The organism is Thiohalocapsa sp. ML1 (assembly GCF_001469165.1).
Taxonomy (GTDB): domain Bacteria; phylum Pseudomonadota; class Gammaproteobacteria; order Chromatiales; family Chromatiaceae; genus Thiohalocapsa.
Map to the genome: position 1 here is coordinate 16,336 of NZ_JABX01000026.1, position 22,963 is coordinate 39,298.

At 69.6% G+C, this 22,963-nt stretch carries 19 protein-coding genes; 11 read left to right on the forward strand and 8 right to left on the reverse strand.

The window, feature by feature from the left end:
* Positions 1–145 precede the first annotated feature (145 nt).
* Positions 146–1,486, reverse strand: coding sequence for a dihydroorotase (locus tag ML01_RS16390; protein ID WP_058556483.1), 1,341 nt, complete (start codon positions 1,484–1,486; stop codon positions 146–148).
* A 233-nt stretch (positions 1,487–1,719) separates the two neighbouring features.
* On the opposite strand from ML01_RS16390, the gene hisI reads away from it, so the two are divergent.
* The 4 genes from hisI to ML01_RS16410 are packed head-to-tail and all read left to right on the forward strand — an operon-like array spanning position 1,720 to position 3,173.
* Complete coding sequence (gene hisI / locus ML01_RS16395) at positions 1,720–2,181, forward strand: phosphoribosyl-AMP cyclohydrolase (protein ID WP_058556484.1); 462 nt, start codon at positions 1,720–1,722, stop codon at positions 2,179–2,181.
* A 43-nt stretch (positions 2,182–2,224) separates the two neighbouring features.
* A complete protein-coding gene (locus ML01_RS16400; protein WP_173865187.1) occupies positions 2,225–2,437 on the forward strand; it encodes a DUF433 domain-containing protein in 213 nt (70 codons plus the stop codon).
* Between the two features lie 6 nt (positions 2,438–2,443).
* A complete protein-coding gene (locus ML01_RS16405; protein WP_058556485.1) occupies positions 2,444–2,695 on the forward strand; it encodes a UPF0175 family protein in 252 nt (83 codons plus the stop codon).
* Positions 2,688–3,173 (forward strand): DUF3368 domain-containing protein, encoded by a 486-nt coding sequence (locus ML01_RS16410; protein WP_058556486.1) that lies wholly within the window; start codon positions 2,688–2,690, stop codon positions 3,171–3,173. Before ML01_RS16405 ends, ML01_RS16410 begins: the two co-directional genes overlap by 8 nt.
* A 95-nt stretch (positions 3,174–3,268) precedes the next feature.
* Here the strand turns inward: ML01_RS16410 and ML01_RS16415 are convergent, their stop codons facing one another.
* The 3 genes from ML01_RS16415 to ML01_RS16425 all read right to left on the reverse strand — a co-directional run bounded on the left by ML01_RS16415 (position 3,269) and on the right by ML01_RS16425 (position 4,928).
* Positions 3,269–3,925 (reverse strand): MarC family protein, encoded by a 657-nt coding sequence (locus ML01_RS16415; RefSeq protein WP_058556487.1) that lies wholly within the window; start codon positions 3,923–3,925, stop codon positions 3,269–3,271.
* Between the two features lie 66 nt (positions 3,926–3,991).
* Positions 3,992–4,492 (reverse strand): DUF1269 domain-containing protein, encoded by a 501-nt coding sequence (locus ML01_RS16420; RefSeq protein WP_058556488.1) that lies wholly within the window; start codon positions 4,490–4,492, stop codon positions 3,992–3,994.
* 250 nt (positions 4,493–4,742) lie between these two features.
* Positions 4,743–4,928: a hypothetical protein gene (locus tag ML01_RS16425; RefSeq protein WP_058556489.1), complete on the reverse strand. Its 186-nt coding sequence runs from the start codon at positions 4,926–4,928 to the stop codon at positions 4,743–4,745.
* 315 nt (positions 4,929–5,243) lie between these two features.
* Between ML01_RS16425 and ML01_RS16430 the strand changes: the two genes are divergently transcribed.
* The 3 genes from ML01_RS16430 to ML01_RS16440 all read left to right on the forward strand — a co-directional run bounded on the left by ML01_RS16430 (position 5,244) and on the right by ML01_RS16440 (position 9,517).
* Positions 5,244–6,824, forward strand: a complete 1,581-nt coding sequence (locus ML01_RS16430) for a Do family serine endopeptidase (RefSeq protein ID WP_156427779.1) — start codon at positions 5,244–5,246, stop codon at positions 6,822–6,824.
* Positions 6,825–6,901: 77 nt separating this feature from the next.
* Entirely contained in the window at positions 6,902–7,579 is a 678-nt protein-coding gene (locus ML01_RS16435; protein WP_058556491.1) for a response regulator transcription factor, read from the forward strand.
* A gap of 387 nt (positions 7,580–7,966) precedes the next feature.
* Entirely contained in the window at positions 7,967–9,517 is a 1,551-nt protein-coding gene (locus ML01_RS16440; protein WP_082674351.1) for a HAMP domain-containing sensor histidine kinase, read from the forward strand.
* Between the two features lie 46 nt (positions 9,518–9,563).
* On the opposite strand, the gene ML01_RS16445 is transcribed toward ML01_RS16440, so the two are convergent.
* Complete coding sequence (locus ML01_RS16445) at positions 9,564–10,289, reverse strand: response regulator transcription factor (RefSeq protein ID WP_058556492.1); 726 nt, start codon at positions 10,287–10,289, stop codon at positions 9,564–9,566.
* Between the two features lie 492 nt (positions 10,290–10,781).
* On the opposite strand from ML01_RS16445, the gene ML01_RS16450 reads away from it, so the two are divergent.
* From ML01_RS16450 to ML01_RS16465, 4 genes are read left to right on the forward strand one after another with little or no spacing between them, the layout of a single operon-like run.
* A complete protein-coding gene (locus ML01_RS16450) occupies positions 10,782–11,162 on the forward strand; it encodes a hypothetical protein (protein WP_156427781.1) in 381 nt (126 codons plus the stop codon).
* A 31-nt stretch (positions 11,163–11,193) separates the two neighbouring features.
* Positions 11,194–12,354 carry an EAL domain-containing response regulator gene (locus ML01_RS16455; protein WP_058556494.1) on the forward strand — a complete coding sequence of 387 codons (1,161 nt, stop codon included), beginning with the start codon at positions 11,194–11,196 and terminating at the stop codon, positions 12,352–12,354.
* A 36-nt stretch (positions 12,355–12,390) separates the two neighbouring features.
* Complete coding sequence (locus ML01_RS16460) at positions 12,391–12,828, forward strand: response regulator (protein ID WP_058556495.1); 438 nt, start codon at positions 12,391–12,393, stop codon at positions 12,826–12,828.
* 19 nt (positions 12,829–12,847) lie between these two features.
* A complete protein-coding gene (locus ML01_RS16465) occupies positions 12,848–19,078 on the forward strand; it encodes a PAS domain S-box protein (RefSeq protein WP_058556496.1) in 6,231 nt (2,076 codons plus the stop codon).
* 17 nt (positions 19,079–19,095) lie between these two features.
* Here ML01_RS16465 and ML01_RS16470 read toward each other — a convergent pair whose 3' ends face one another.
* The 3 genes from ML01_RS16470 to proW all read right to left on the reverse strand — a co-directional run bounded on the left by ML01_RS16470 (position 19,096) and on the right by proW (position 22,526).
* Entirely contained in the window at positions 19,096–19,818 is a 723-nt protein-coding gene (locus tag ML01_RS16470) for a hypothetical protein (RefSeq protein ID WP_058556497.1), read from the reverse strand.
* Between the two features lie 402 nt (positions 19,819–20,220).
* Positions 20,221–21,237 carry a glycine betaine/L-proline ABC transporter substrate-binding protein ProX gene (proX, locus tag ML01_RS16475; RefSeq protein WP_058556498.1) on the reverse strand — a complete coding sequence of 339 codons (1,017 nt, stop codon included), beginning with the start codon at positions 21,235–21,237 and terminating at the stop codon, positions 20,221–20,223.
* A gap of 251 nt (positions 21,238–21,488) precedes the next feature.
* A complete protein-coding gene (gene proW, locus ML01_RS16480) occupies positions 21,489–22,526 on the reverse strand; it encodes a glycine betaine/L-proline ABC transporter permease ProW (protein WP_058556499.1) in 1,038 nt (345 codons plus the stop codon).
* Between the last annotated feature and the right edge of the window lie 437 nt (positions 22,527–22,963).

Sequence of the window (22,963 nt, forward strand, 5' to 3'; positions counted from 1 at the left end):
TGCTGGGGGTCTGGTGGCCAACAACGGCAATGGTATCGACAACGGGAGACGGCCGCGTGCCGAGGGCGCTGCTTGGACCTGATCGGACGCATAGCAAACGACGCCCCCGGGGGCGCCAAGGATCGGCGTCCGGGCCGCGCTCGTCTCAGCGCGTCGGGCCGAATTCCAGGCGCCGGCCGCGCACGACGTCGTTGACCTGGCCGTTGTCGTAGGCCAGCTCGCCGTTGACGAGGGTGGCGACGATGGTGGCGCCGAGCTCGCGGCCTTCGAAGGGCGACCAGCCGCATTTGTACAGGACTTGATCGCGGGTGCGGGTGAAGGGGGCGTCGGCGTCCACGAGCACGAGGTCGGCCCAGTAGCCTTCGCGGATGTAGCCGCGCTCCTTGACGTGGTAGCAGTCGGCGACGGCGTGGCTGGTTTTGTGCACGAGCTGCTCCAGGGTCAGCTTGCCGGCGCGCACATGGGTGAACAGCGACGGCAGGGCGTCCTGCACCAGCGGCAGACCGGCGGGGGACTGGAAGTACTTGCCGGCCTTCTCCTCAAGCGTGTGCGGGGCGTGGTCGGTGGCGATGACGTCGATGCGGTCTTCGGTGACGGCTGACAGCAGCGCCGCGCGGTCCTCGGCGCGCTTGATGGCCGGGTTGCACTTGATGAGCGCGCCCTTGTCCGCGTAGTCGCCCTCGTCGAAGTACAGGTGATGCGCGCAGACCTCGACGGTGATGCGCTTGCCTGCGACAGGCCCTGCGCTGAACAGCGCAAGCTCCCGCGCGGTGGTGAGGTGCAGCACGTGCAGGCGGGCGTCGTGCTGGCGGGCGAGGTCCACCGCCAGCGTCGAGGACTTGAGGCAGGCGGCCTCGGAGCGGATCAGCGGATGCGCGGCCATGGGCACGTCGTCGCCATAGCGGGCGCGATAGTCGGCCTCGTTGGCGAGGATCATCGGCGTATCTTCGCAGTGCGTGGCGATCAGCACCGGGCTGTCTTGGAAGATCGCATCCAGCACCTTGGGGTCATCCACCAGCATGTTGCCGGTGGACGCGCCCATGAACACCTTGACCCCGCAGGCGTCGCCGACGCGAAGCGTGCGAATGGCCTCGATGTTGTCGTTGCTCGCGCCGAGATAGAACCCGTAGTTAGCCCGCGACACCTCCGCGGCGCGGGCATATTTGGCCGCGAGCCGCTCGGCGTCGAGCGTCGGCGGCTTGGTGTTCGGCATCTCCATGAAGCTCGTGATGCCGCCGGCGACGGCCGCGCGGGATTCGCTTTCGATGTCCGCCTTGTAGGTGACGCCCGGCTCGCGGAAGTGCACCTGGTCGTCGATCATGCCGGGCAGCAGCAGCCGGCCGGCGGCGTCGATGGCGCGGTCCACGGGCCGGCTTTGCAGGTCGCCGCCGATGGCGGCGATGCGTCCGTCCTGCACGAGCACGTCCGCCTCAAAGCGGCGGCCTTCGTTGACGACGACGGCGTTGGTGATGAGGAGGCTGGGCATGGCTTGCTCCGAGGGGGTTGGACCAGGAAGGCGACAAATCGGCGCAGATGAGTCAATTCCATCGACACTTGGCCGAAGGGCCGAGGGCCGAAGGGCCGAGGGCCGAGGGCGCCCTCCTCGGCCCTCGGCCCTCGCCCCTTGGTCTCCTTGCTGTGCCGGGTCAGGGCGAGAGGCAGGCCGGCTCTGCTAACCTGCCGGCCTTTGCCAGTCTAGCGAGAAGCCGGAGCAACCACATGAGCGAGCACGAGGAACATGGCCTTCCGACACATCGGATTTCCGCGAACGAGCGCGCCGCCCTGGGCGACTCCCTGCCCTGGGCGGACGTGCGCGCGAGCCTCAAGCTGACCGCGGACGGCCTGATCCCGGCCATCGCGCAGCAGCACGACACCGGCGAGGTGCTAATGATGGCGTGGATGAACCTGGAGTCCTTGGACGAAACGCTCGCCACCGGGCGCGTCTGCTATTGGTCGCGCTCCCGCGGCAAGCTCTGGCGCAAGGGCGAATCCTCCGGCCAAGTCCAGCACTTGCAGGAGATGCGGTTCGACTGCGACGGCGACACGCTGCTGCTGTTGGTCGACCAGACCGGCCCCGCCTGCCACACCGGCCGGCGCAATTGCTTCTACAACGCCCTGCGCGGAGACCGCGTGGAGGTGATCGCCGAGCCGCTGATCGATCCGGAGCAGTTGTACAAGTGAACCACCGTTGGCCCCCTGCGGAGGGTTGCAGCGAGGCACCCGGATGACAAACGAGATATTGACCTATCTGGACGGGCAGATCACCGTGAACCCGGATCTCTGCAACGGCCGGCCCGCCATTAGAGGGCTGCGCATTACCGTCGAGACCATCTTGGGCTTCTTGAGTGCCGGGGACACGCGAGAAGAGATCCTCGCCCGGTATCCCTCGCTCGTGCCCGATGACATCGACGCGTGCCTGCGCTTTCCCAAGAGGTAACCAGCTATGACACAGGTGCGCGTCGACCTACCGGACGCGGTCACCTCGGTGCTGCACTGCGCGCCGGAGGAGCTGGACCGGGAGCTGCGTTTGGCCGCGGCAACCCAGTGGTACCAGCAGGGCCGCATCTCGCAGGAGTGGGCCGCGCATATCGCCGGCATGGACCGCACGGATTTCCTGCTGGCACTCGCGCGCATGAACAAGGACTCCTTCGTAGTCGATTTCGAGGACCTGGACCGCGAGCTGGCCCGTGGCTGACCGGGCCATCATCAACGCATCGCCGTCGATCTTTCTCTCACGCGCCGGTCACCTGGACCTGCTTCGCATCTTCGCCAGCGAGATCTGGGTGCCCGAGCCGGTGGCCGGCGAAATCCGCCAGCGCGGACCGGGAGATATCACCGCAAGGATGCTGGACACGACCCATTGGCTGTCCGGCGTTCCGGCGCCGAGCGTTCCGAGATCGATAGCAGATTGGCGACTCGGCGCCGGAGAATCCAGTGTTCTTGCGCTCGCACTCGAGCACCCCGGCACCGACGCGATCATCGACGATCTGGCCGCGCGACGATGCGCCGCCACCCTGTCCATTCCACTGCGCGGCACCCTAGGCATCGTATTGGTTGCCAAGCAGCGTGGCGCTATCCGCTTGGCGCGACCTGTCATCCAGAGCATGGTGTCGGCCGGCCTGTACTTGTCGCAGAAGGTTCTCGACGCCGCGCTCAGCCGGGTCGGCGAGTAGCCCCAACCGATGGAGACGGTCACCCCTTCGCCAAGTCTCATCAAACCGACGTCACTGCGGCTCGACATGGACATGCGTCCGACGATAGCTACACCTCACCCCAACACCGGAAACGCCCCCTTTAGCCCGTCCACGAGCATCTGCACGCCGATGACCGCGAGGATCAGGCCCATGATGCGCGTAATCACGTTCACGCCGCTCTGGCCGAGGAAGCGCGTCAGCCCCTCGCCGAACACGAAGAACGCATAGGTGATGGCGCAGAGCAGCGCGAAGGCGCCGATGGTGATGGCAAGCTCCGCCGTGCCGCCGGCGGCGGCGAAGCTCATCGCCGTCGCGATGGTGCCGGGGCCGGCCAGGATGGGCAGTGCCAGCGGGCTGATGGCCACCGACAGCGCCGCGCTGCGGCTCGCGGCCATGTCCGCGTCGCTCGGCTGGTGCACCGCCGATGGGCTGCTGTGCAGCATCTGATAGCCGATCAGCGCCACCAGCACGCCGCCCATGATGCGAAACGCGGGCAGCGTAATGCCGAATAGATCAAAGATCACGGAGCCGAGCAGGCTGAACACGAGGATGATCAGAAAGGCCGCGAGCAGCGCCTGCAGGGCGATACGGCGGCGCGTGGCCGCATCGTCACCGGCTGTCAGCCCCAGAAACACGGGGGTGTTCGCGATCGGGTTCATGATCGCGAAGAAGCCCATGAAGACCGACAGCACGTGGCCGACGGTGGCCTTGTCGAAGGTAAAGAAGTCCATGATGCATGGTGCGCCCGCGCGGCACCGGCGGAGCTGCCGGCGCCGCGCGGGCGGAGCCCACCGCCGTCAGGCGGCGGCGTTGCCTTCGATGACCTCGCGCAGCGCCGCTTCCTCGTCCTTGTTGAGTGAGGTCTTGAGCACCTTGCCCTTGCCGTGGAAGGGCTTGAGCTCCTCAATGACCTTGTCCCCCGTGGCCTTGCGCACCAGCACGAACACGGCGGCGCAGCCGGGCTGGAAGTTGGCGGCCAGATCCTTCATAAACTCATCGTTGACGCCGATGTCCGACAGCTTGCCGGACAGTGCGCCAGCACTCGCGCCAACCGCGGCGCCGAGCAGCGGGTTCAGAAACAGCATGCCGATCAGCATGCCCCAGAAGCCGCCGCCGACGGCGCCCATCGCGGTCAGGCTCACGGCCTGGTGCAGCTTCACCTTGCCCTTGTCGTCCTTGGTGACGACGACGACGTCTTCCATGTCGATCAGGTACTCCTTCTGCATCCGCGCGAGCTCGGCGCGGAGCTGGAACGCGGTCTCTTGATCGGGAAAGGACACGACGACCAAATCACTCATGACAGATGCTCCAAGTGGTGGATATCGGGCCGCGACTCGACGCGGCCCTGGTTGATGCCCCGCGGCGCGGACGCCCCCGGCACGCGCTGGAACCGCATGCGGTCGGCGCCCCTATTGATGACGGTGCCCCGGCCACGCCGGCGCCGTCGAGCGGGCAAAGATAGCCGACGATGATGACGGTTTCGCCTGTGCGCGCGGCACTGCGCGACCCGGGTGCGATCGCAAGGCCGGCGGCGTGCGGGCGCTGCGCCTACTCCTGCTCGACCTGGTCGAGCGCGTGGCGCAGGGCCTGCAAGATGAGCCCGCGGGCCGCGGCCTCGTCCAGCTCCGGCACCTCCCAGCTCATGATGCGGCAATACTTTTTCGCCAGGTGGCGGACGTCGTCCTCCAGCTCCTTGCGATAACGTGCGATTTCCACATGCTCCAGGTCGGCCATGGTGATGTTCCCCGTGTGGTGTGCCGACGGGCGGCTGCCGCGCGCCGGCGATGTCGTTGCGGGATGCTCGGGCTGCCGGCGCCGTCTTTATCTTGCGCGCCGACGGGACAACCTACGCATCCATGGCCTGCACCGCAAGCAGTCGTGCACGGGCGGCGGGCGGCGGGCCCGGGCGCATGACCAAAGCGTAATGCCGCCGCAAGCACGCAGTAACCCCGGCGCCCGGATCATACATCGCCAGCGATTATCAGCAGGCCGCCCGGCCCCGGCCCCTTGCGCCGGCGCCCCGCGGCGACACACCCCCGGAGGGTTCACATGCACGATTCAATCCGCTCTCGTCAGCAGACTATGACCGGCTCGCGCGCACCGCGCGCCGCCGCCGCACAGCCGGAGCACACCGACGCTTGGCGCCGGGCCGCGCTCGCCACCGCCGTCGCCCTGACCTTGAGCGCCGGCGCCGGTCTCGTCGCCATCGGCAACGCGGATGCGGCCGAGGCCGAGCGCGCCGCCGCGGCGTCGGCGCAAGCCCCGCTCGCGGAGCCGGTGGGTCCGCCGAGCTTCGCCGATGTCGCCGAGCGCGTGACGCCCGCCGTCGTCAACGTCACGGTCGCGCAGAAGCCGCTGCAGCGCATGTCCATGCCCGGCCGCGGGCTGCCGAATGTGCCGGACGACTCGCCGCTCAAGGATTTCTTCGAGCACTTCGGCATCACGCCGGACCTCGACATGCCGCGCCAGCGCGAAGGCGAGGGCTCCGGGTTCATCATCGACCCGGCCGGCTACATCGTCACCAACAACCACGTCATCGACGGCGCCGAGACCATCGAGGTGACGCTGAACGACGGCAGCCTGTTCGAGGCCCGCGTCATCGGCCGTGACCCCAAGACCGACCTCGCGCTGATCAAGGTCGAAGGCGCGCCGGCGCTGCCGCACGTGGACCTAGGCAACAGCGCCGATGCGCGCATCGGCGACTGGGTGCTCGCCGTCGGCAACCCCTTCGGCCTGGGCGGATCGGTGAACGCCGGCATCATCTCGGCGCGCGGCCGGGACATCAACTCCGGCCCTTATGACGACTACCTGCAGATCGACGCGCCCATCAACCGGGGCAACTCGGGCGGGCCGCTGTTCGACGCGCGCGGGCGCGTTATCGGTGTCAACACGGCCATCTACTCGCCGAGCGGCGGCAACATCGGCATCGGCTTCGCGATCCCGGCGGAGACGGCCGCGGACATCGTGCGGGAGCTGCGCGAGTCCGGCCGTGTCGAGCGCGGCTGGCTTGGCGTGCAGATCCAGCCGGTGACCGAGGCGGTGGCCGCCAGCCTGGGCTTGGATGAGGCCAAGGGCGTGCTCATCGCCGATGTGCTGCCGGACAGCCCCGCCATGGCCGCCGGCGTGCGCAGCGGCGACGTGATTCTGCGCGCCGCCGGCCGTCAAATGGAGGAGTACCGCGACCTCACCAAGCTCGTCGCCGGCATCGACGCGGGGACCGAGGTCGCGCTGGAGATCGTGCGCGGCGGCAAGGTGCGGAGCCTCGACGTCACCATTGGCCGCATGCCGCAGGACGATCTCGCCATGACCAAGCCCGGCGAGGAGGCTGAGGACACCGGCCCGCGCATCGGACTCTTCCTGGCACCGCTGACGCCGGAGATGCGCGAGGAGCGCGGCCTGGACGCCGACGACCCCGGCGTGCTGGTGGCCCAGGTGGAACAAGGCAGCCCCGCCCAGCGCGCCGGCATCAAGGCCGGCAGCCTCATCAGCATGGTCGGCCAGGAGTCGGTCACGCACCCGGACGACATCGCCCGCGCCGTGCGCGAGGCCGCCGAGCAGGACCGCCCGTCGATACTGCTGCGGGTAGAGCAGAACGGCGAGCAGCGGTTTGTGGCAGTCCCGTTCGCTTAAGTGAGTGGCTAGGGGCTAGGTGCTAGGTGCTAGGGCCTAGCACCTAGCACCTAGCACCTTCCCCTAGCACCTTCCCCATGCACATTCTCCTCATCGAAGACGACGCCCAGCTCGCGGCCTATCTGAGCAAGGCCCTGCGCGAGGTCGGCGCCAACGTCGACCACGCCGCGGACGGCCGCGCGGGGCTCTTGCTCGCGGCGGGCAACGACTACGACGTGCTGGTCATCGACCGCATGCTGCCGTCGCTGGACGGGCTCGCCGTGCTGCGCACGCTGCGCGCGTCGGACAACCGCACGCCGGTCTTGATCCTGAGCGCGCTCGGCGAGGTGGACGACCGCGTCGAGGGCCTGCGCGCCGGCGGCGACGACTATCTGGTCAAGCCCTTCGCCTTCTCGGAGCTGCACGCGCGCATCGAGGCACTGCTGCGCCGCGCCACCCCGGGCGACGTGCCCGAGACCCACTTCAGCGTCGGCGACCTGGAGCTGGATCTACTGACGCGGGAGGTCACCCGCGCCGGCAAGAAGATCCCGCTGCAGCCGCGGGAGTTCCGGCTGCTCGAATACCTCATGCGCCACGCGGGCCAGGTGGTCACGCGCACCATGCTGCTGGAGCACGTCTGGGACTACCACTTCGACCCCCAGACCAACGTCATCGACGTGCACGTCAGCCGGCTCCGCGGCAAGATCGATCGCGACTTCGACCCGCCCCTGCTGCACACCGTGCGCGGTGCGGGCTATGTGATTCGGGCCGGCTGAGCGGCTCAACACGACCACAGTGCGGGATGCAGTGCTGTCGCGACTGCGGAGCCGACCGGGAGGTCGGCTCTCCGGCCGGGAGGTCGGCTCTCCGGCCGGAAGCCTCGCTCGATTGCTTCATGGCGCCGAACGTTTGCAGATGAGGTTCGCAGATGAGGTTCGCAGATGAGGTTGCAGATGAGGTTTGCAGATGAGTCCAGTTTCGCGGCGACAAGGCGGTTGCAGGGAAAAGGGCCGAGGGCCAAGGGAGCCACCCTCGGCCCTCGGCCCTTGATTCAATGCGCCAACGAGCGGGCTACGCAAGAATACGCTCCGTGCCCTGGTCGCTCTGAAGCTCTGCCCCCCTAGCCCCTAGCCCCTAGCCCCTAGCCCCTAGCCCCTCACAAAATGACTCGCCCCCGCGAGATCCTCGCCAGCTTCACCTTCCGGCTTGCGCTGCTCTACGCCCTACTGCTGGCGGGCTCCGTGATCATGCTGCTCGGCTTCATCTACTGGTCCACCGCCGGCTACATGAGCCGGCAGACCGACGCCACCATCGAGGCCGAGATCCAGGGCCTCGCCGAGCAGTATCGCCGCCGCGGCCTCGGCGGCCTCACCACGCTGCTCGCCGAGCGCAGCGCCCGCGCGCCCACCGGCGCCGGCGTCTATCTGCTTGCCGATGACGACTACCGCCCGCTGGTGGGCAACATCAACGCCTGGCCCGACGTGGAGCCGGACCACGCCGGCTGGATCGACTTCCGGCTGCGCGAGGCCGACGGCGCCGCCGCCGGCGAAGAGCACGCGGCCCGCGGCAAGGTGTTCCGCCTGCGCGGCGGGCTCAGGCTCCTGGTGGGCCGCGACGTGCGCGAGCTGACGGCGGCCCGCGCCCTGATCCGCGAAACCCTCGGCTGGGGGCTCGCCATGACCGTCGCGCTCGCGCTCGCCGGCGGCTGGCTTATGAGTGCCGGCGTCGTGCGCCGCATCGAGGCGGTGAACCAAGTGGGCCGCGAGATCATGGAGGGCGACCTGTCCCGGCGCGTGCCGACGGATGGCAGCGGCGACGAGCTCGATCAGCTCGCGGTGAACCTGAACCGCATGCTCGCGCGCATCGAGGCGCTCATGGCGAGCGTCCGGCAGGTGTCGGACAACATCGCCCACGATCTGCGCACCCCCTTGTCGCGTCTGCATACCAAGCTGAGCGAGCTGCGCGACACGGGCGTGGCCGGGGCGGCCGCCGACGGCATCGACGCGGCCATCGCCGACGCCGAGGAGCTGCTTGCCGCCTTCAACGCACTGTTGCGCATCGCGCGCGTGGAGTCCGGCAGCCGCCGCGCCGCCTTCGCGGACTTAGACCCGGTGGTGCTGCTGCACGACGTGGCGGAGCTCTACGAGCCGCTCGCCGCGGACAAGGCGCAACGCCTGACGGTGTCGCCGCCGCTGCCCGAGGACGGCGGCACCGGTGCACCCGCGAGCGCGCTGCACCTGCACGGCGACCGCGACCTGCTGTTCCAGGCACTCGCGAACCTGCTCGACAACGCCATCAAGTACACGCCGGCCGGTGGCGACATTCATCTCGCAGCGGCGCTGACGCCCCGGGGTCTCGCGCTCAGCGTCGGCGATTCCGGCCCCGGCATCCCGCCGGAGCTGCGCGAGAAGGTGCTGCAGCGCTTCTACCGCATCGACGCCAGCCGCTCCGCGCCCGGCCACGGCCTGGGCCTGAGCCTGGTGCAGGCGGTGGCGCAGCTACACGGCGCGGAGCTGGTGCTCGCGGATGCGGCGCCGGGGCTGCGGGTCGCATTGTGCTTTCCGTCCACGCGCGCGACATCGCCGTCGCCACCGGGCAAGCACCCGACCCCGGAGGTCCCGGAGGTCCCGGAGGTCCCGGAGGTCCCGGAGGTCCCGGTAGAGCACCGGCTCGAAGCCGCGCCGCGCGCAGCATCAGCTCGCGGGCACACCTGATCACCGTCGACGTAACGAAAGCCGACGCAATAAGCGCCGACGGGATTCAGCCGAAGCGCCTGCCGGCCCTCTCGGTGTGGGGGGGGTCGACGAGCACCAGCCGATAGCCACGCCCGCGCACCGAGGTGATGCTCAGCATGTCGACGCCCGCCTCGGCGAGCTTGCGCCGAATGTGCCCAACGTGTACGTCCACGGATCGGTCGCCAGGCTCCCAGTACTGGCCAGGCACGAGCTGCGCGCGCTCTACGACCGCGCCGGTGCGCGCGATGAGGCGATGCAGGATGTCGCGCTCGCGCTCCGTCAGCGAGATCGGCTCCGGCACCCCGTCGCAGCGGAGCTCGCCGCTGACGAGATCGAGCTGTGCCGGCCCCAGCCGCACGCTGCGCGCCGAGTCCGGCATGAGCTGGCGCCGACGCAGCACCGCGCGCACGCGCGCACCAAGCTCGTCCATCGCAAAGGGCTTCACCAGATAGTCGTCGGCACCGGCGTCCAGTGCGCGGACCCGGTCGGCGAGACCGTCGCGGCCGCTCACGACGATGAGCCCGATATGGGCCTGACACCCGAGCTCCTCGGCCAACACCTGGCCGTCTTCATCGGCCAGGTTCAGATCGAGCAGCACCAGATCCGGCAGCATGGTATCGGCCAGGCGTCGATAGGCGGCGATGCCGCCGGCGAGTCCGGTGCTGTAGCCCCGGGCGCCGAGCCAGCGGGCGACCGCCCTGGCCAGCAACAGGTTGTCTTCAACGATGATGATGCGTGCATCCGCGGTCATGGCTGCTCCCATGCGGCGCCCTGATCGGGCGCCCTTGTTCTCCGACGGCTTGGCGCAGGGCTCCGCCGTCGGCAGGCCTGCCCGCGGGCTTTGTCCCTCGCTGCGGGTTGCAGCCTGCGCCACCGGCCATGGCAGTCGTCTGCCCGCCCGGGGGCGATGCTGCACCCGCATCGATGCTTCGAGCCCGCATCTCGACCGACCGGCCCAGCATCCGGCCGAGACGGGTCAGTGGCAGTCGCTGACGGAATCGCCTGGCAGATCAATGTTTCCCGACAGGACCAGCCGACACGGACCAGGGGCTTCCCCAGCCGCTGCCACTCGGCCTGTCAAGGGCTGACACGATAACCGGCACCAAACCCCGCACCAATCACCCCATTTTACATTTATTTACACCGCATATCCGAGACCAGAACTAGGCTCTAGGTCACGAAAACAGAATCCCACCGTACGATAATGACCGGACTCGATCGCTGGGCGGCCGGACGCCTCCGCGTGTACATTGTTGACCCGCACCAGCCGCTCAGGACCCGGCTCTGCGCCCTGCTCCGAAAAGCGCGGATCGACAGCACGGCCTTTGCCGACGCCGAAGCCGCGCTCAGGGTCAATCGCGCCGCGCCCGATATCATCGTCATCGGCCCCGGCGGCGACCGCGCTTGGCTGCGAGCGGCGCGGGCGCGCTGGCCGCACCTGCGCACCATCGGCCTGTCCGCGGCGATCCGCTCGGGCGAGTGCAGCACCTTCAGCCCCCTGCGCGGGCTGCTGGGTGTCGATTACCTCTTGTCCGCGCCGCCGGACGGGGCGGAGCTGTTAGCCGCACTCGTCCTCGCCGCGGCCGATATCGACGACAGGGGCGCCATGGCAATCGCATCATGAGCCCCGGGGCAGACGCACTGGGGCCGACGCGATGAACCTCACCTGTCTGGACGACGACCCGCGCATGGAGCGCACGCTGCGGCGCTTCGCCGGGCAGCTCGGCCACGGCCTGCGCTACCACGCCACCAGCGCGGCCTTCAAAGAGGACGTTCTGCGGCATGCGCCGGACCTGATCCTGCTCGACCTGGAGCTGGGCCGGGAGACGGGCCTCGCGGTGGTGCAATGGCTCGCGGAGCAAGGCGTCCGCGCGCCGCTGGTGCTGCTGTCCGGGCATGGCGACGAGCTACTCGACACCGCCCGGCGCATCGCGAGTGCCAGCGGCCTGACGGTGCAGGGGGCCGTGAACAAGGCCTGCATGGTGCGCGATCTGCCGCCGCTCCTGGCGGACTTTGTGCCGCCGCCGGCACCGGCCGCGCAGGGGCAGGCGATACTGACCGACACCCCGGACAGTGACGGCCTCGCGGCGCAGATCGCGGGCGGCCAGGTAGAGCCCTTCTTCCAGCCCATCGTCGCCTGCGACGGGCGCATCTGCGATGCCGAGGTGCTGACGCGCATTCGGCTATCCGACGGCAGCGTGCTCGGCGCCGGGCAGGTCATTCCGCTGGCCGAGTCCGCGGGCCTGATCCTGCCGCTCACCGAGGCGCTGTTCGAGCGCCTGCTCGCGGCCCGAGAGCCGCTCCGTGGCCTCGGGCTCGACCACCTATCGGTGAACCTGAGCGTCGCGCAGCTCGACGTGGCGCTCACCACGGCGTTGGTACGGCGCCTCGTGGACGGGCTCGCCGGCTGCTGCCGCGTGCGCGTGGAGCTGACCGAGAGCTCCTGTCTGTCAGACTCCCAGGCGGTGCGCAAGCTCGGCGCGCAGTTACGGCTGCTCGGCGCGTCGCTCGCCATGGACGACTTCGGCATCGGCTATTCCAGCATCCGCGCCCTCGCGGAGCTGCCCTACGACACGCTCAAGATCGACCTGTCCTTCGTCGCCGAGCTGTTCGACTCGCACAAGGCGGAGCGCCTGCTCGGCGCGATGCTGGTCATGTCAGAGAGCCTGGGCCTCACCGTGATCGCCGAAGGCGTCGAGACCGAGGCGCAGCGCGCCTGGCTTTGTGCCGCCGGCGTCGACCGGCTGCAGGGCTATCTGTTCGGCGCACCGATGCCGCTTGCGGACCTGATGCAGAGCTTCGGCCGCGCGGCCTGATCCGCCCGGCCGGCCACCGGCCCGGAGGCCACCGCCATGACCCTCGACGAACCTGTTCCCGACGCCGCCTGCCACCCCCGCGTGCTGGTGCTCGACGACGAACCGCGCCTGCTGCAGGCCAGCCTGCGGCTCCTGCCGCGCTGGGGCTACCGCTGCGAGGCCTTTGCCGACGCCCGTGCGGCGCTCGCGACCATCGCCCGGGAGCCGCCGGACCTGTTGCTCGTGGATATCTACATGCCGGACCTGGATGGCTTCCAGGTCATTGCCCGCGCCCGGCGTCTGGCGCCTGCAATGCGCATCGTTGCCATGTCCGGCGATGTGATTCTCGGCATGCCCACGCACGTGCTGAGCATGAGCGCCCACCTCGGCGCCGACGCCACGCTGCACAAGCCCATCGACCCCGAAAGGCTGCGCGCGACGCTGACCCGGCTGCTGCCGGCCGCAGCGGCAGCAGCGGACGCGCCTCCCGACTGATCCCCGCACCGACAAGCCTATGCCCGCTGCACAGCCAGCCCCCGATCCGATATCCACAGCGGGCGCGCCGTCCGGCGGCCCATGGCATCGGCACCCGCGGCTGCGGCGCCTCGGCGAGACGCTGCTGCTCGCCGCCGCGGCGCTGCTCGGCAACTATTTCAGCATGACGCTTTTTTTCGGCGTCGAGATGCTGTTCGGCTCGGTTGCCGCACTGCTTGCCGTCGCCCGGCTCGGGACGGTGCCGGGCATCGTCGTCGCCGGCGTCGGCGGCTCCTACACGCTGCTGCTCTGGCACCATCCCTATGCGCTCGTCATCTTCGTGCTGGAGGTCACCGCCATCGGCTGGCACCGCGACTGGGCGGCACGGCGCGGCGAGCCGCCAGCGCCGCTGGCGGTATCGGCGGCGCTGTACTGGCTCTTGCTCGGCATCCCGCTGGTGCTCCTGTTCTACCAGGGCCTGCTCGGCCTGGGCTGGCTGCCGACGGCGCTCGTCGCCGCCAAGCAGGCCGTCAACGGCATCCTGAACGCGGCGCTGGCGAGCGCCCTGCTGCTCGCCGGCGCCTTGCTGCAAGCCCGGCGGGGTCTGCCGCGGCTCGACGAGCTGCTGTTCAGCCTGCTCCTGACCGCTGCCCTGGTGCCCGCGCTGGTCATCACCGCCTGGGAGAACAGCGACCTGAAGGACTGGCAGGAGCAGGAAGCGGCAAACAACCTGCGCCTGCTCGGCGGCGTCGCGCTGGACCGCCTGGCACAAGCGTCCGCGTCCGGACCCGAGCCGTTGGCAGCAGCGCTCGCGCGCGTCGGCGACATCGCCCGCGATCGCCTGCACCGCGGCGCCGCGCCGCGGCTCTTCATCGCCAACCGACACACCGGCATGCCGCTGCTCGGCGACGCGGTGCCGACGGGAGACGTGATCGAGAGCGCCGTGCCCGACATGCTGCTGGTGCTGCCCGCGGTGCCGACATCCTCGGCCATGCAGCGCTGGCGGGCCACGCGCTATCGCATCGCGCTGCGCGCCGACGCGCTCGCCGCGGGCCACGACCTCGTCATCGATATCAGCGCCGAGCCGCTTATCGATCTGGTGCAGCAGCGCCTATTGCGCCCGCTCGTGGCGCTGTTCCTGCTGGCGCTGGCGGCGGTGCTGCTGGCGCGCACCCTGAGCCGGCGCATTGTCGCCCCCCTGAACGACCTGGCGCAGGTGGCACGCGCGCTGCCGACGGCGTTGCGCGAAGGCCGCGCGCCACCGCAGGCCACGCCGGGGCTGTTCGCGGAATCCGCCGACTTCAGCGCCGCGGTCAACGCCATGGGTGCGTCGCTGCGCCAGAGCTTCGACGCGCTGGCGGCAGAGCGCGACGAGCAGGCGCGCGGGCGGGCACTGCTGCGGGTCAGCGAGGCGCGGCTCACGGAGGCCCAGGCCATCGCCCACATCGGCAGTTGGGAGTGGGACATCGGCACCGGCGCACTCACCTGGTCCGACGAGACCTACAAGATCCTCGGCTACGAGCAGGGCGCGGTCATACCCACCTTAGAGAGCTTCCTCGCCGTCGTGCACCCGGAGGACCGCGACAGGGTGCACGAGGCGATCGCCGCCGCGCAGAAACACCCGGACGGCCACTACGAGGCCGAGTTCCGCGTGCGCGGTCCGAACGGGGCCGAGCTGATCCAGCGCGCCCGCGGCCGCGTGCACTTCGACGCCGACGGCAGGCCGCTGCGCATCGCCGGCACGGCGCAGGACATCACCGAGCAGCGGCGCATGGAGCGGGCACTGCGCGCCGAGCGGGAGCGCTACCGGATGGTGGTGGAACACCTGGAGGATCTCTTGGTGCGCGTGGACACGGACGGGCGCTTCGAGTTCGTGAGCCCGTCCTATTGCCGCCTGTTCGGCAAGACCGAGGCGGAGCTGATCGGCCGGACCTTCATGCCGCTGGTGCACCCCGAGGATCGCGCGGCGACGGCCGCGGCCATGGAGCGGCTCTTCGCACCGCCGCACACCGTGACGATGGAGCAGCGGGTCGAGACGGTGCGGGGCGAGCGCTGGCTGCAGTGGTCCGACCGGGCCGTGCTGGACGCCGCCGGCCAAGTCGTCGGCATCGTCGGCCTGGGCCGCGACATCACCGAGCGCAAGGCCGCCGAGCAGGCCCTGCGTGCGAGCGAGCAGCACTTCCGCGCCCTGTTCGAGACCATCGGCGAAGGCGTGGTCTACTACGATGCCGACGGCCGCGTCGTCGATGTGAACCCCGCCGGCGTGGCCATGATGGGCATCGCGCGCGAGGCGCTGATCGGCACTCCGCCCGACGATCAGCGGGGGCATCTGATCACCGAAGAGGGCACACCGCTCAGCGTCGATGAGTACCCGTCGCGCATCGCGCTCGCCACCGGCCGCAGCACCGAGCCGCAAGTGCTCGGGCTCGTTGTCGGCAAGACCGTGCGCTGGGGCCTGCTGCAAGCGCATGTCGAGCGGCCGCCGGGCGCGGACCGGCCGCAGCGGGTGTTCGTGACCTTCGCCGACATCACCAGCCTGCTGGAGACCCGCCAGCGCCTCCAGGCCATTGTCGACAGCTCTCCGCACGGCATCATCGCGGTGGATGTGGCAAGTCGCGAGATCCGCTGGTGCAACGAGGCGATGCAGCAGCTCTTCGGCTACGGCCGCGACGAGCTGATCGGCCGGTCCATCGCCGCCCTCTACCCGCCGGATGCCAGCGCGGTGCTGGTCGATGAGATCGATCTCGCCGGCGACAACCTGGACCGACACGGCCCGGGCCTGCTCGCCTACGTGCCCTGCCGACGGCGCGACGGCAGCCGCTTCTACTGCAATGTGGCGCCCGGGCTCGCACGCCTCGGCAGCGCCCAGGTCATGACCGCGTTCTTCAGCGATGCGACCCTCGAGTACGAGAGCCGCCGCGCCCTGGAGCACAGCCGCCAGGCGCTGCTGGACGCGCAGGCGCTGGCCCACATCGGCTCCTGGGAGTACGACAGCGCGCGCGACCGCCTGACCTGGTCGCCCGAGGTGTTTCGCATCTTCGAGCAGGACGAGGCGGTCTTCGGCGCATCGTTCGAGGCCTTCCAACGCGTCGTTCACCCGGATGAACGTGCGCATCTGGTCGAGACCTACCGCACCGCCGAGGCAACGCTCGGGGAGTACGAACTGGTGCACCGCCTGCTGCTGCACGACGAGCACGTGAAATGGGTGCACGAACGCGCCCACTTCGTCCGCGACGCCGCCGGCGGCTCGGTGCTCGCCCGCGGCACGGTGCAGGACATCACTGAGCGGCGGCTCGCGGAGCTCAAGCTGGACGAGCGCGAGGCCATGCTGCGCGAGCTGCTGAGCGTGGCGACCGACTTCGTGGACACCGACGAAACCGACATCGAGCGCGTCAGCGCGGGCGCCCTTGCGCGCATCGGCGCCAGCATCGGCGCGGATCGGTCCTACCTGTTCGACTACGACCCGGTCACCGAGGTCTTCTCGATGCCGCTGGAGTGGACCGCGGACGGCATCGCACCAACCATCGAGGCGTGCCGGCAGTTGCCGCTCGCCGCGATACCGGCGATCGGTGCGGCGCTTGCCCGGCAGGAACCCGTCGCCGTCGCCAGCGTGGACGAGCTGCCGCCGACGTGGACGCGGGAGCGGGAGCTGTTCTTGAGCCAGGACATCAAGGCCTTGCTCTTGGCACCGGTGTACGGCGCCGGCGCACTGCGGGGGGTCGTCGGCTTCGACGTGGTGCGTGCGCCGCGCGTCTGGACCGAAGTGGAGCGCCACTTCCTGCAAGTCTTCGCCAACATCCTGGCATCGGCGCGCAAGCGGGCCGAGATCCTTGCGGCGCTGCGGATCACCAATGCGCGTTACGAGGACGTATCCCGACAAAGCCGGACCATGGCCTGGGAGGTGGACCCGGACGGTCGCTACACCTACGTCAACAGTGCGAGCATTACGGTGTACGGGGAGCCGCCGGAGGCGCTGCTCGGGCGCTGCCGCACGGATCTGCTGCGGACGGATGCGCGGGCCGAAAGGTCATCGACCGAACCGCGGCTGGCCGAGGCGGCAGTCATCGAGGATTTCGTCTTCCCGGGCTGCCGTCGCGACGGCAGCACCCTGTGGGTGCTGACCAACGGCGTGCCCATCCTCGACGCGGACGGGCGCGTTGCCGGCTACCGCGGCACCGACAAGGACATCACGGAGCAATATCTGGCCGAGCAGGCGCTCAAGGCGAGCCGCGCGCGCCTCGCCGCCGTCTTCGACAACGCCCCCATCGGCATGGCGCTGCTGGACGCCGAACGCCGGCTCGTGCTGGTGAACCAGGCGCTGGCGGCGCTGGTGGGCGCGCGCGTCGAGGATCTCACGGGCCGCTCGGCCGATGAGGTCACGCATCCGGACGATCTGCGCCTCGCGCGCCGGCGCTTCGACGATTTGCTCGCCGGGCACAGCAGGAGTGTGCGCATCACCCGGCGCTTCGTGCGCACGGATGGCCGCGTCGTCTGGGGCGACCAGCGCATCGTGCTGCTGCCGACGGCGCCGGGCGAGCCGCCGGCACCGCTGGCCATGGTGGAGGACGTGACCGAGCTGCACCTGGAGCAGGAGCAGCGGCGGAAGCTGGAAACGACCCTCGCGGCCTACACCGCGCGGCTGGAGGAGATGCTGGATCTGGTGAACCTGTCGCAGCCGGCGGAGGCGCAGATCACGGCGCTGCTCACGCTCGCGCGCCGCGCGCTCACGATGGAGTCGGCGCAGTTGGCGCTGGTGGAGGCCGCCGTGCCGCAGGCCCCGGAGACGCTCGCCGTGGCGAGCGATCTGCCCGCCCCGGCACCGCCGCCGCCGGCGCGGCTGCTGGATGCGGCGTTGGCGACGCGTGGCGCGCCCGTTGCCGCCTGTGAGGACTTGGGCGCCGCGGCGGAGGCGGCGGATTTGGGCTGCTGCGTTGCACTGGCGCTGGCCGGCGCGGACGACACCGCGACCGCGCCGGTGCAGCTCATGCTCGTGCTCTGGGGCCGGCGCAATCGGCTGGTGCTCGACGAGCCCGTGCGCCAGCAGTTGCGGCTCATCGCGCAACGCATCGCCGCCGTGCGCACGCAGGCGCAGATGCAGCAGGATCTGGTGCAGGCGAAGGAGCGGGAGTCCATCGGCCACCTCGCAAGCGGCGTCGCGCACGACTTCAACAACCTGCTCGGCGTTATCGGCGCAAACCTGTTCTTCATGCAGGACGCACTCGCCGACTGCGCCTGCGGCGACCCGGAGCTGGCGCAGGCGATGGAGGAGACGCTGAGCGCGCTGAGCCAGACGCGCGTGGTCACCTCCGGCATCATGTCGCTAAGCCGGGCCGGCGGGGTGCCGCTCGCGCAGGTGCAACTCGCGGCGAGCATCGACGAGCTGGTGCGCATCCTGCGGCATCTGCTGCCGGACTACGTCGCGCTGGAAACGGATGTTCCGCCAAACATCGCGGCCTGGACCAACAGCGCCTTCCTGCAGTCCGCCCTGCTGAACCTGGCGCTGAATGCCCGCGACGCGATGCCGGGCGGCGGGCGGCTGCGCATTGCCGCGGCAACCTGCCGCTGGCACGGCGGCGCGCTGCTGGTGGGCGAGCTGCCGGCGGGAGACTATGTCGAGCTCGCGGTGGACGACAGCGGCAGCGGCATCGCGCCGGACGTGCTCGGGCGCATCTTCGAGCCGCTCTACTCCACCAAGGCGAAGGGCCGCGGTCATGGTCTCGGGCTGTTCATGGTCCGGGAGTTCGTGCTGCGCGCCGGTGCCGGCATGCTGGTGGACTCGGCCGCCGGGCGCGGCACCCGGTTCCGGCTGCTGCTGCCTAGGCAGGCGCCGGTGGCGAGCGGCACCCCCCCGGCCCAGACCGCCGGCAAGAAGACGGCGCCATCGCTCGCCGGGCTCAAAGTCCTAGTGGTGGACGATGATCCGCGCGTGCGCGATGCCGTTGCGAGGCTGCTCGCCATCCAGGGCGTCGATACGGCGCTCGCGGAGCACGGCGAAGCGGCACTCGCAAGGCTCGCGCAGGCCCCGGGTATCGATCTGGTGCTGACGGACATCGCCATGCCGGTGCTCGACGGTGCGGGACTGCGCCGACGCGTGCGCGAGGAGCACCCGGGACTGCCGGTGCTGCTGATGACGGGCCAGCACAGCGACGCGGTGGCGGACGATACGGGCTCCGAACAGGCGACGCTGCGCAAACCCGTGGAGCCGGCGGAGCTCTACGCGGCCATCAGGGCGTTGACGGGCCGGTCAGGCGAGGCCGGCGGACCAGGCTAGGCCCCAGCCCCTAGCCCCTAGCCCCTGCCTTCCACGCTGACCTTGAACCAGGCGGGCTCGGCGCTGCGGCTGAGCCGGATGTCCAGTTGATAGGTCCGCAGCTCGCCGGGCCGCAGCGGATGGGCATACTCGGGGGCGGGCCGGCCGCTGCCGAGCTCCAGCCCCAGCCAATCGTACAGCGTCACCTTGAGGTCCACCGGCCGCTCGACCGCTTGGCTGTTGAAGAGCGTGAGCCGTGCCGACAGCGTGGGTGCGTCCGGCGCGGGAACGAACAGGACGTCCTGCACCAGGCCATCCTCGATCAGGATCGGCGCATTGGCTCGGTAGACGTGTGCGCCGACGGGGCGATCGACGCCGAGCTCGGCGAGGACATGCAGCGCCGTGCGGGCGTCCGCACGCGCCGTGTCGAGCTCCCGTTCCACCGCGCCGCGCTGCGCCCACAGGACGAATATGAGCGAGCCGCTCCAAAGCAGGAGACCCGCAAGCGCCCCGACGGCCAGGCGGTAGCGAAGGATCGTGCGCGAGCGCTCCGGGCTCCAAGACGCGGAGCGGCGGCGTTTCGGCCGCTGAACCGGCGGCGCCAACGCGGCACCGCGCAACGGCTCGGTCCATGCTGTTCCCGGCGCCGACGCGCCGGGCAGTGTGCTGACCGGCCGCAGCGCCGGCACCGGCGCCGGGGCTGCGGCGTCATCGTCGACGGCGGCGGCAGGTCCGCCGAGTCTGTGGCTGAGATAGTGCATTGCAGTCAGACCGTTCTCGCGGCCGGCACCATTGCCGGTGTTGTGGCCACGGCTGTTTGTCGTTGTCAGCCATGCTATCGGCGCGGCGGCGCAAAGACTGTAAATGTCGGTAAAGCTTCGTGGATCAGCGCCGAAGACCGATGCCGGAGAGCGGAGAGCGGAGAGCGGCGAGCAGCGAGCGGAGAGCGGCGAGGAGGGCTCCTCGGGGTGATCAGCGCGGCTTTGCAGCACGCGCCGGGGACAGCACGAAGGGGAGTGCTCGGCTGCGCAAGCAGCCGGCGCCCCGGTGCGCGGCGAGGACGCCGCTCCCATGGAACCGGCGCGTTCAGTCCCCCGCAGCGGTGTCCAGCCGGAAGCCCCGCGTCCAACAGCGCCGCGAAACGGCGGGCCGAGGCACAGCGGTTACTCCGCCGCGGCGCGGGCCTGCTCCAGCCAGCGCTCGAACGTCTCGCGGTTGGCCGCAATCCACGCCTCGGCGTGCTTGTTGATGGCCGCCTCGCTGTCTTGGCCGTCGCGCATCGCCAAGTTCTGCGCGCTGATGTCGTTGTTGCTGACCTGCATGATCTTGAACAGCTCCGCCGCGGCAGGGTTGGCCTCGGCCCATTCACGGTTGGCGATGATGCGCTGCTCATTCGCCTGGAAGCCGTAGTTCGAGCCGTCCGGCAGCGCGGTATCGACGTCCGCGCGCTCCCCAGGCAGGGAGCTGAACGGGACCTGGAGCCAGATCACGTCCTCGCCCGGCACCAGCACGCCGCTGACCCAGTAGGGCGTCCAGGTGTAGTACAGGATCGGCTCGCCCTGTTCGTGGCGGGCGATGGTGTCGGCGATGATGGCCGAGTAGCTGCCCTGGTTGTGGGTCACGGTGTCGCGCAGCCCGTAGGCGTCCAGGTGATGCTCGATGACCTTCTCGCAGCCCCAGCCGGGCGTGCAGCCGCCGAGGTCGGCCTTGCCGTCGCCTTTGGCGTCGAACAGCTTGGCGATCTCGGGGTCCTTGAGCTGCTCGATGTTGGTGATCTCATAGGCCTCGGCGGTGTCCTTGTCGATGAGGTAGCCCTGGATGGAGCCGGAGGAGTAAACGCCCTCGCGCACGAGCTTGTCCTCGCCGCCGGCCTCCTCGAAGAAGTCCACGTGCAGCGGGTCCCAGTGCGCGGCCATGAAGGTGGCGTCGCCGTTGGCGATGGCCACATGCCCGGCGGCGTATTCGATCTCCTTGATGTCTTTGACCTCGTAGCCGAGCGCTTCCAGCGCCTTCATCACGAGCAGGGTCTGGAAGGTCTCCTCGGCGATCGAGGACTTGATGGGCTGAACTGTCACGCCCGCGCCCGGCTTGTCGTTGGCGAGCGCAGCGCCGGCGGCGACCGTCAGGGCCGCGAAGAGGGCGGCGCGGGCGCGGGGCTTGAGATGCAGGTTGGCATGCATGGGCTTCTCCGTTGGGGTTCGGTTGGTATGGTTTTGGGTATGTTCGGTTGGTATGGTTTTGGGTATGGTTGGCTGCTATTGCTCGCGAGGCTTCGCCTCAAACCGACGAGTCCCGCTCATCGCTATCGAAATCGAAATCGAAATCGAACCGAGTGGCGACCGATCCCGATCCCGATCCCGACGCACCTAGCCAGTCCGACGCCCCGTTCGAAACTTGACTCATCTGCAAGCATTTGGCGCCGTCAAGCAATCTAGACGGCACTGGTGACGAACAACCGCCGCACCAGACCGACGGGGCCGGACTGGTACCAGCGACGGGCCGGCTTGTCGCGGTCGGACTGGCCGACGGCTTGAGTCATGCGGTCGAGGATGATGGCGAGCAGCACGATGCCGACGCCGCCGATGGTGGCGAGGCCCATGTCGAGCCGGCCGATACCGCGCAGCACCATCTGGCCCAGGCCGCCGACGGCGATCATGGACGCGATGACGACCATGGACAGCGCCAGCATCAGGGTCTGGTTGACGCCGGCCATGATGGTCGGCATCGCCAGCGGCAACTGCACCTTGAACAAAAGCTGCTTCGGCGATGCACCGAAGGAGCGCGCCGCCTCCACGAGGTCCGCCGGCACCTGGCGAATGCCGAGGTTGGTCAGCCGGATCAGCGGCGGCAGCGCGAAAATGATGGTCACCACCACGCCCGGCACGTTGCCGATGCCGAACAGCATCACGACCGGCACCAGGTACACGAAGGCCGGCGTCGTCTGCATCGCATCCAGCACCGGGCGCACGCTGGCGGCGGCGCGGTCGCTGCGGGCGAGCCAGATGCCCGTTGGCAGGCCAATGACGATGCAGAACACCACCGAGGTCAGCACCAGCGCGAGCGTGACCATGGCCTCCGCCCAGGCGCCGATGAGCCCGACCAGCGCGAGCGAGATCACGGCGCCGATGCCGAGCCGCCTGCCGCCCGCCTGCCAGGCGAGCAGCCCGATGATGGCGATCATCGCCAGGTCCGGAATCGCGAGCAGCGTCGTCTCGATGCCCGTCAGCGTGCCGTCGATGGGCCAGCGCACGGCCTGGAATACCGGCCGGAAATTGGCGACGAGCCAGTCGAGGCCGCTGTCCACCCAGTCGCCGAGCGGAATAACCGGCTCCTGGAACGGGTGCAGCCAATCGATGGGGCTCGTGTCAGCATCCGCTGCGCCGCTGCCGGCGAGCCAGTCGCCGGGGGTGGGTGCGGAACCGGCCGCGTCGGGCGGCGCTGCGCCCCAGGGGTTTGATTGTTCGGCCATGGCTGGGTCTCTTGGGCGGGAGAGTACGGAGTACGGAGTACGGAGTACGGGGGGCCGTGCCGTTAGGTCCGTGCTGCGTAGCCCGAGCTCCGTACTATCCTGCCGATCTTGAGGCGCTCGGGTTACGGGAATGGCGTCGACCGTCCCGTACTCCGTACTCCGTACTTCTTCCCGTACTCCGTACTTCTTCCTCCGTACTTCGTACTCCGTACTGAGTACGGAGTACGGAGTACGGAGTACGGGGGGCCGTGCCGTTAGGTCCGTGCTGCGTAGCCCGAGCTCCGTACTATCCTGCCGATCTTGAGGCGCTCGGGTTACGGGAATGGCGTCGACCGTCCCGTACTCCGTACTCCGTACTCCGTACTTCTTCCCGTACTCCGTACTTCTTCCTCCGTACTTCGTCCTTCTTCCTCCGTACTTCGTACTCCGTACTCCGT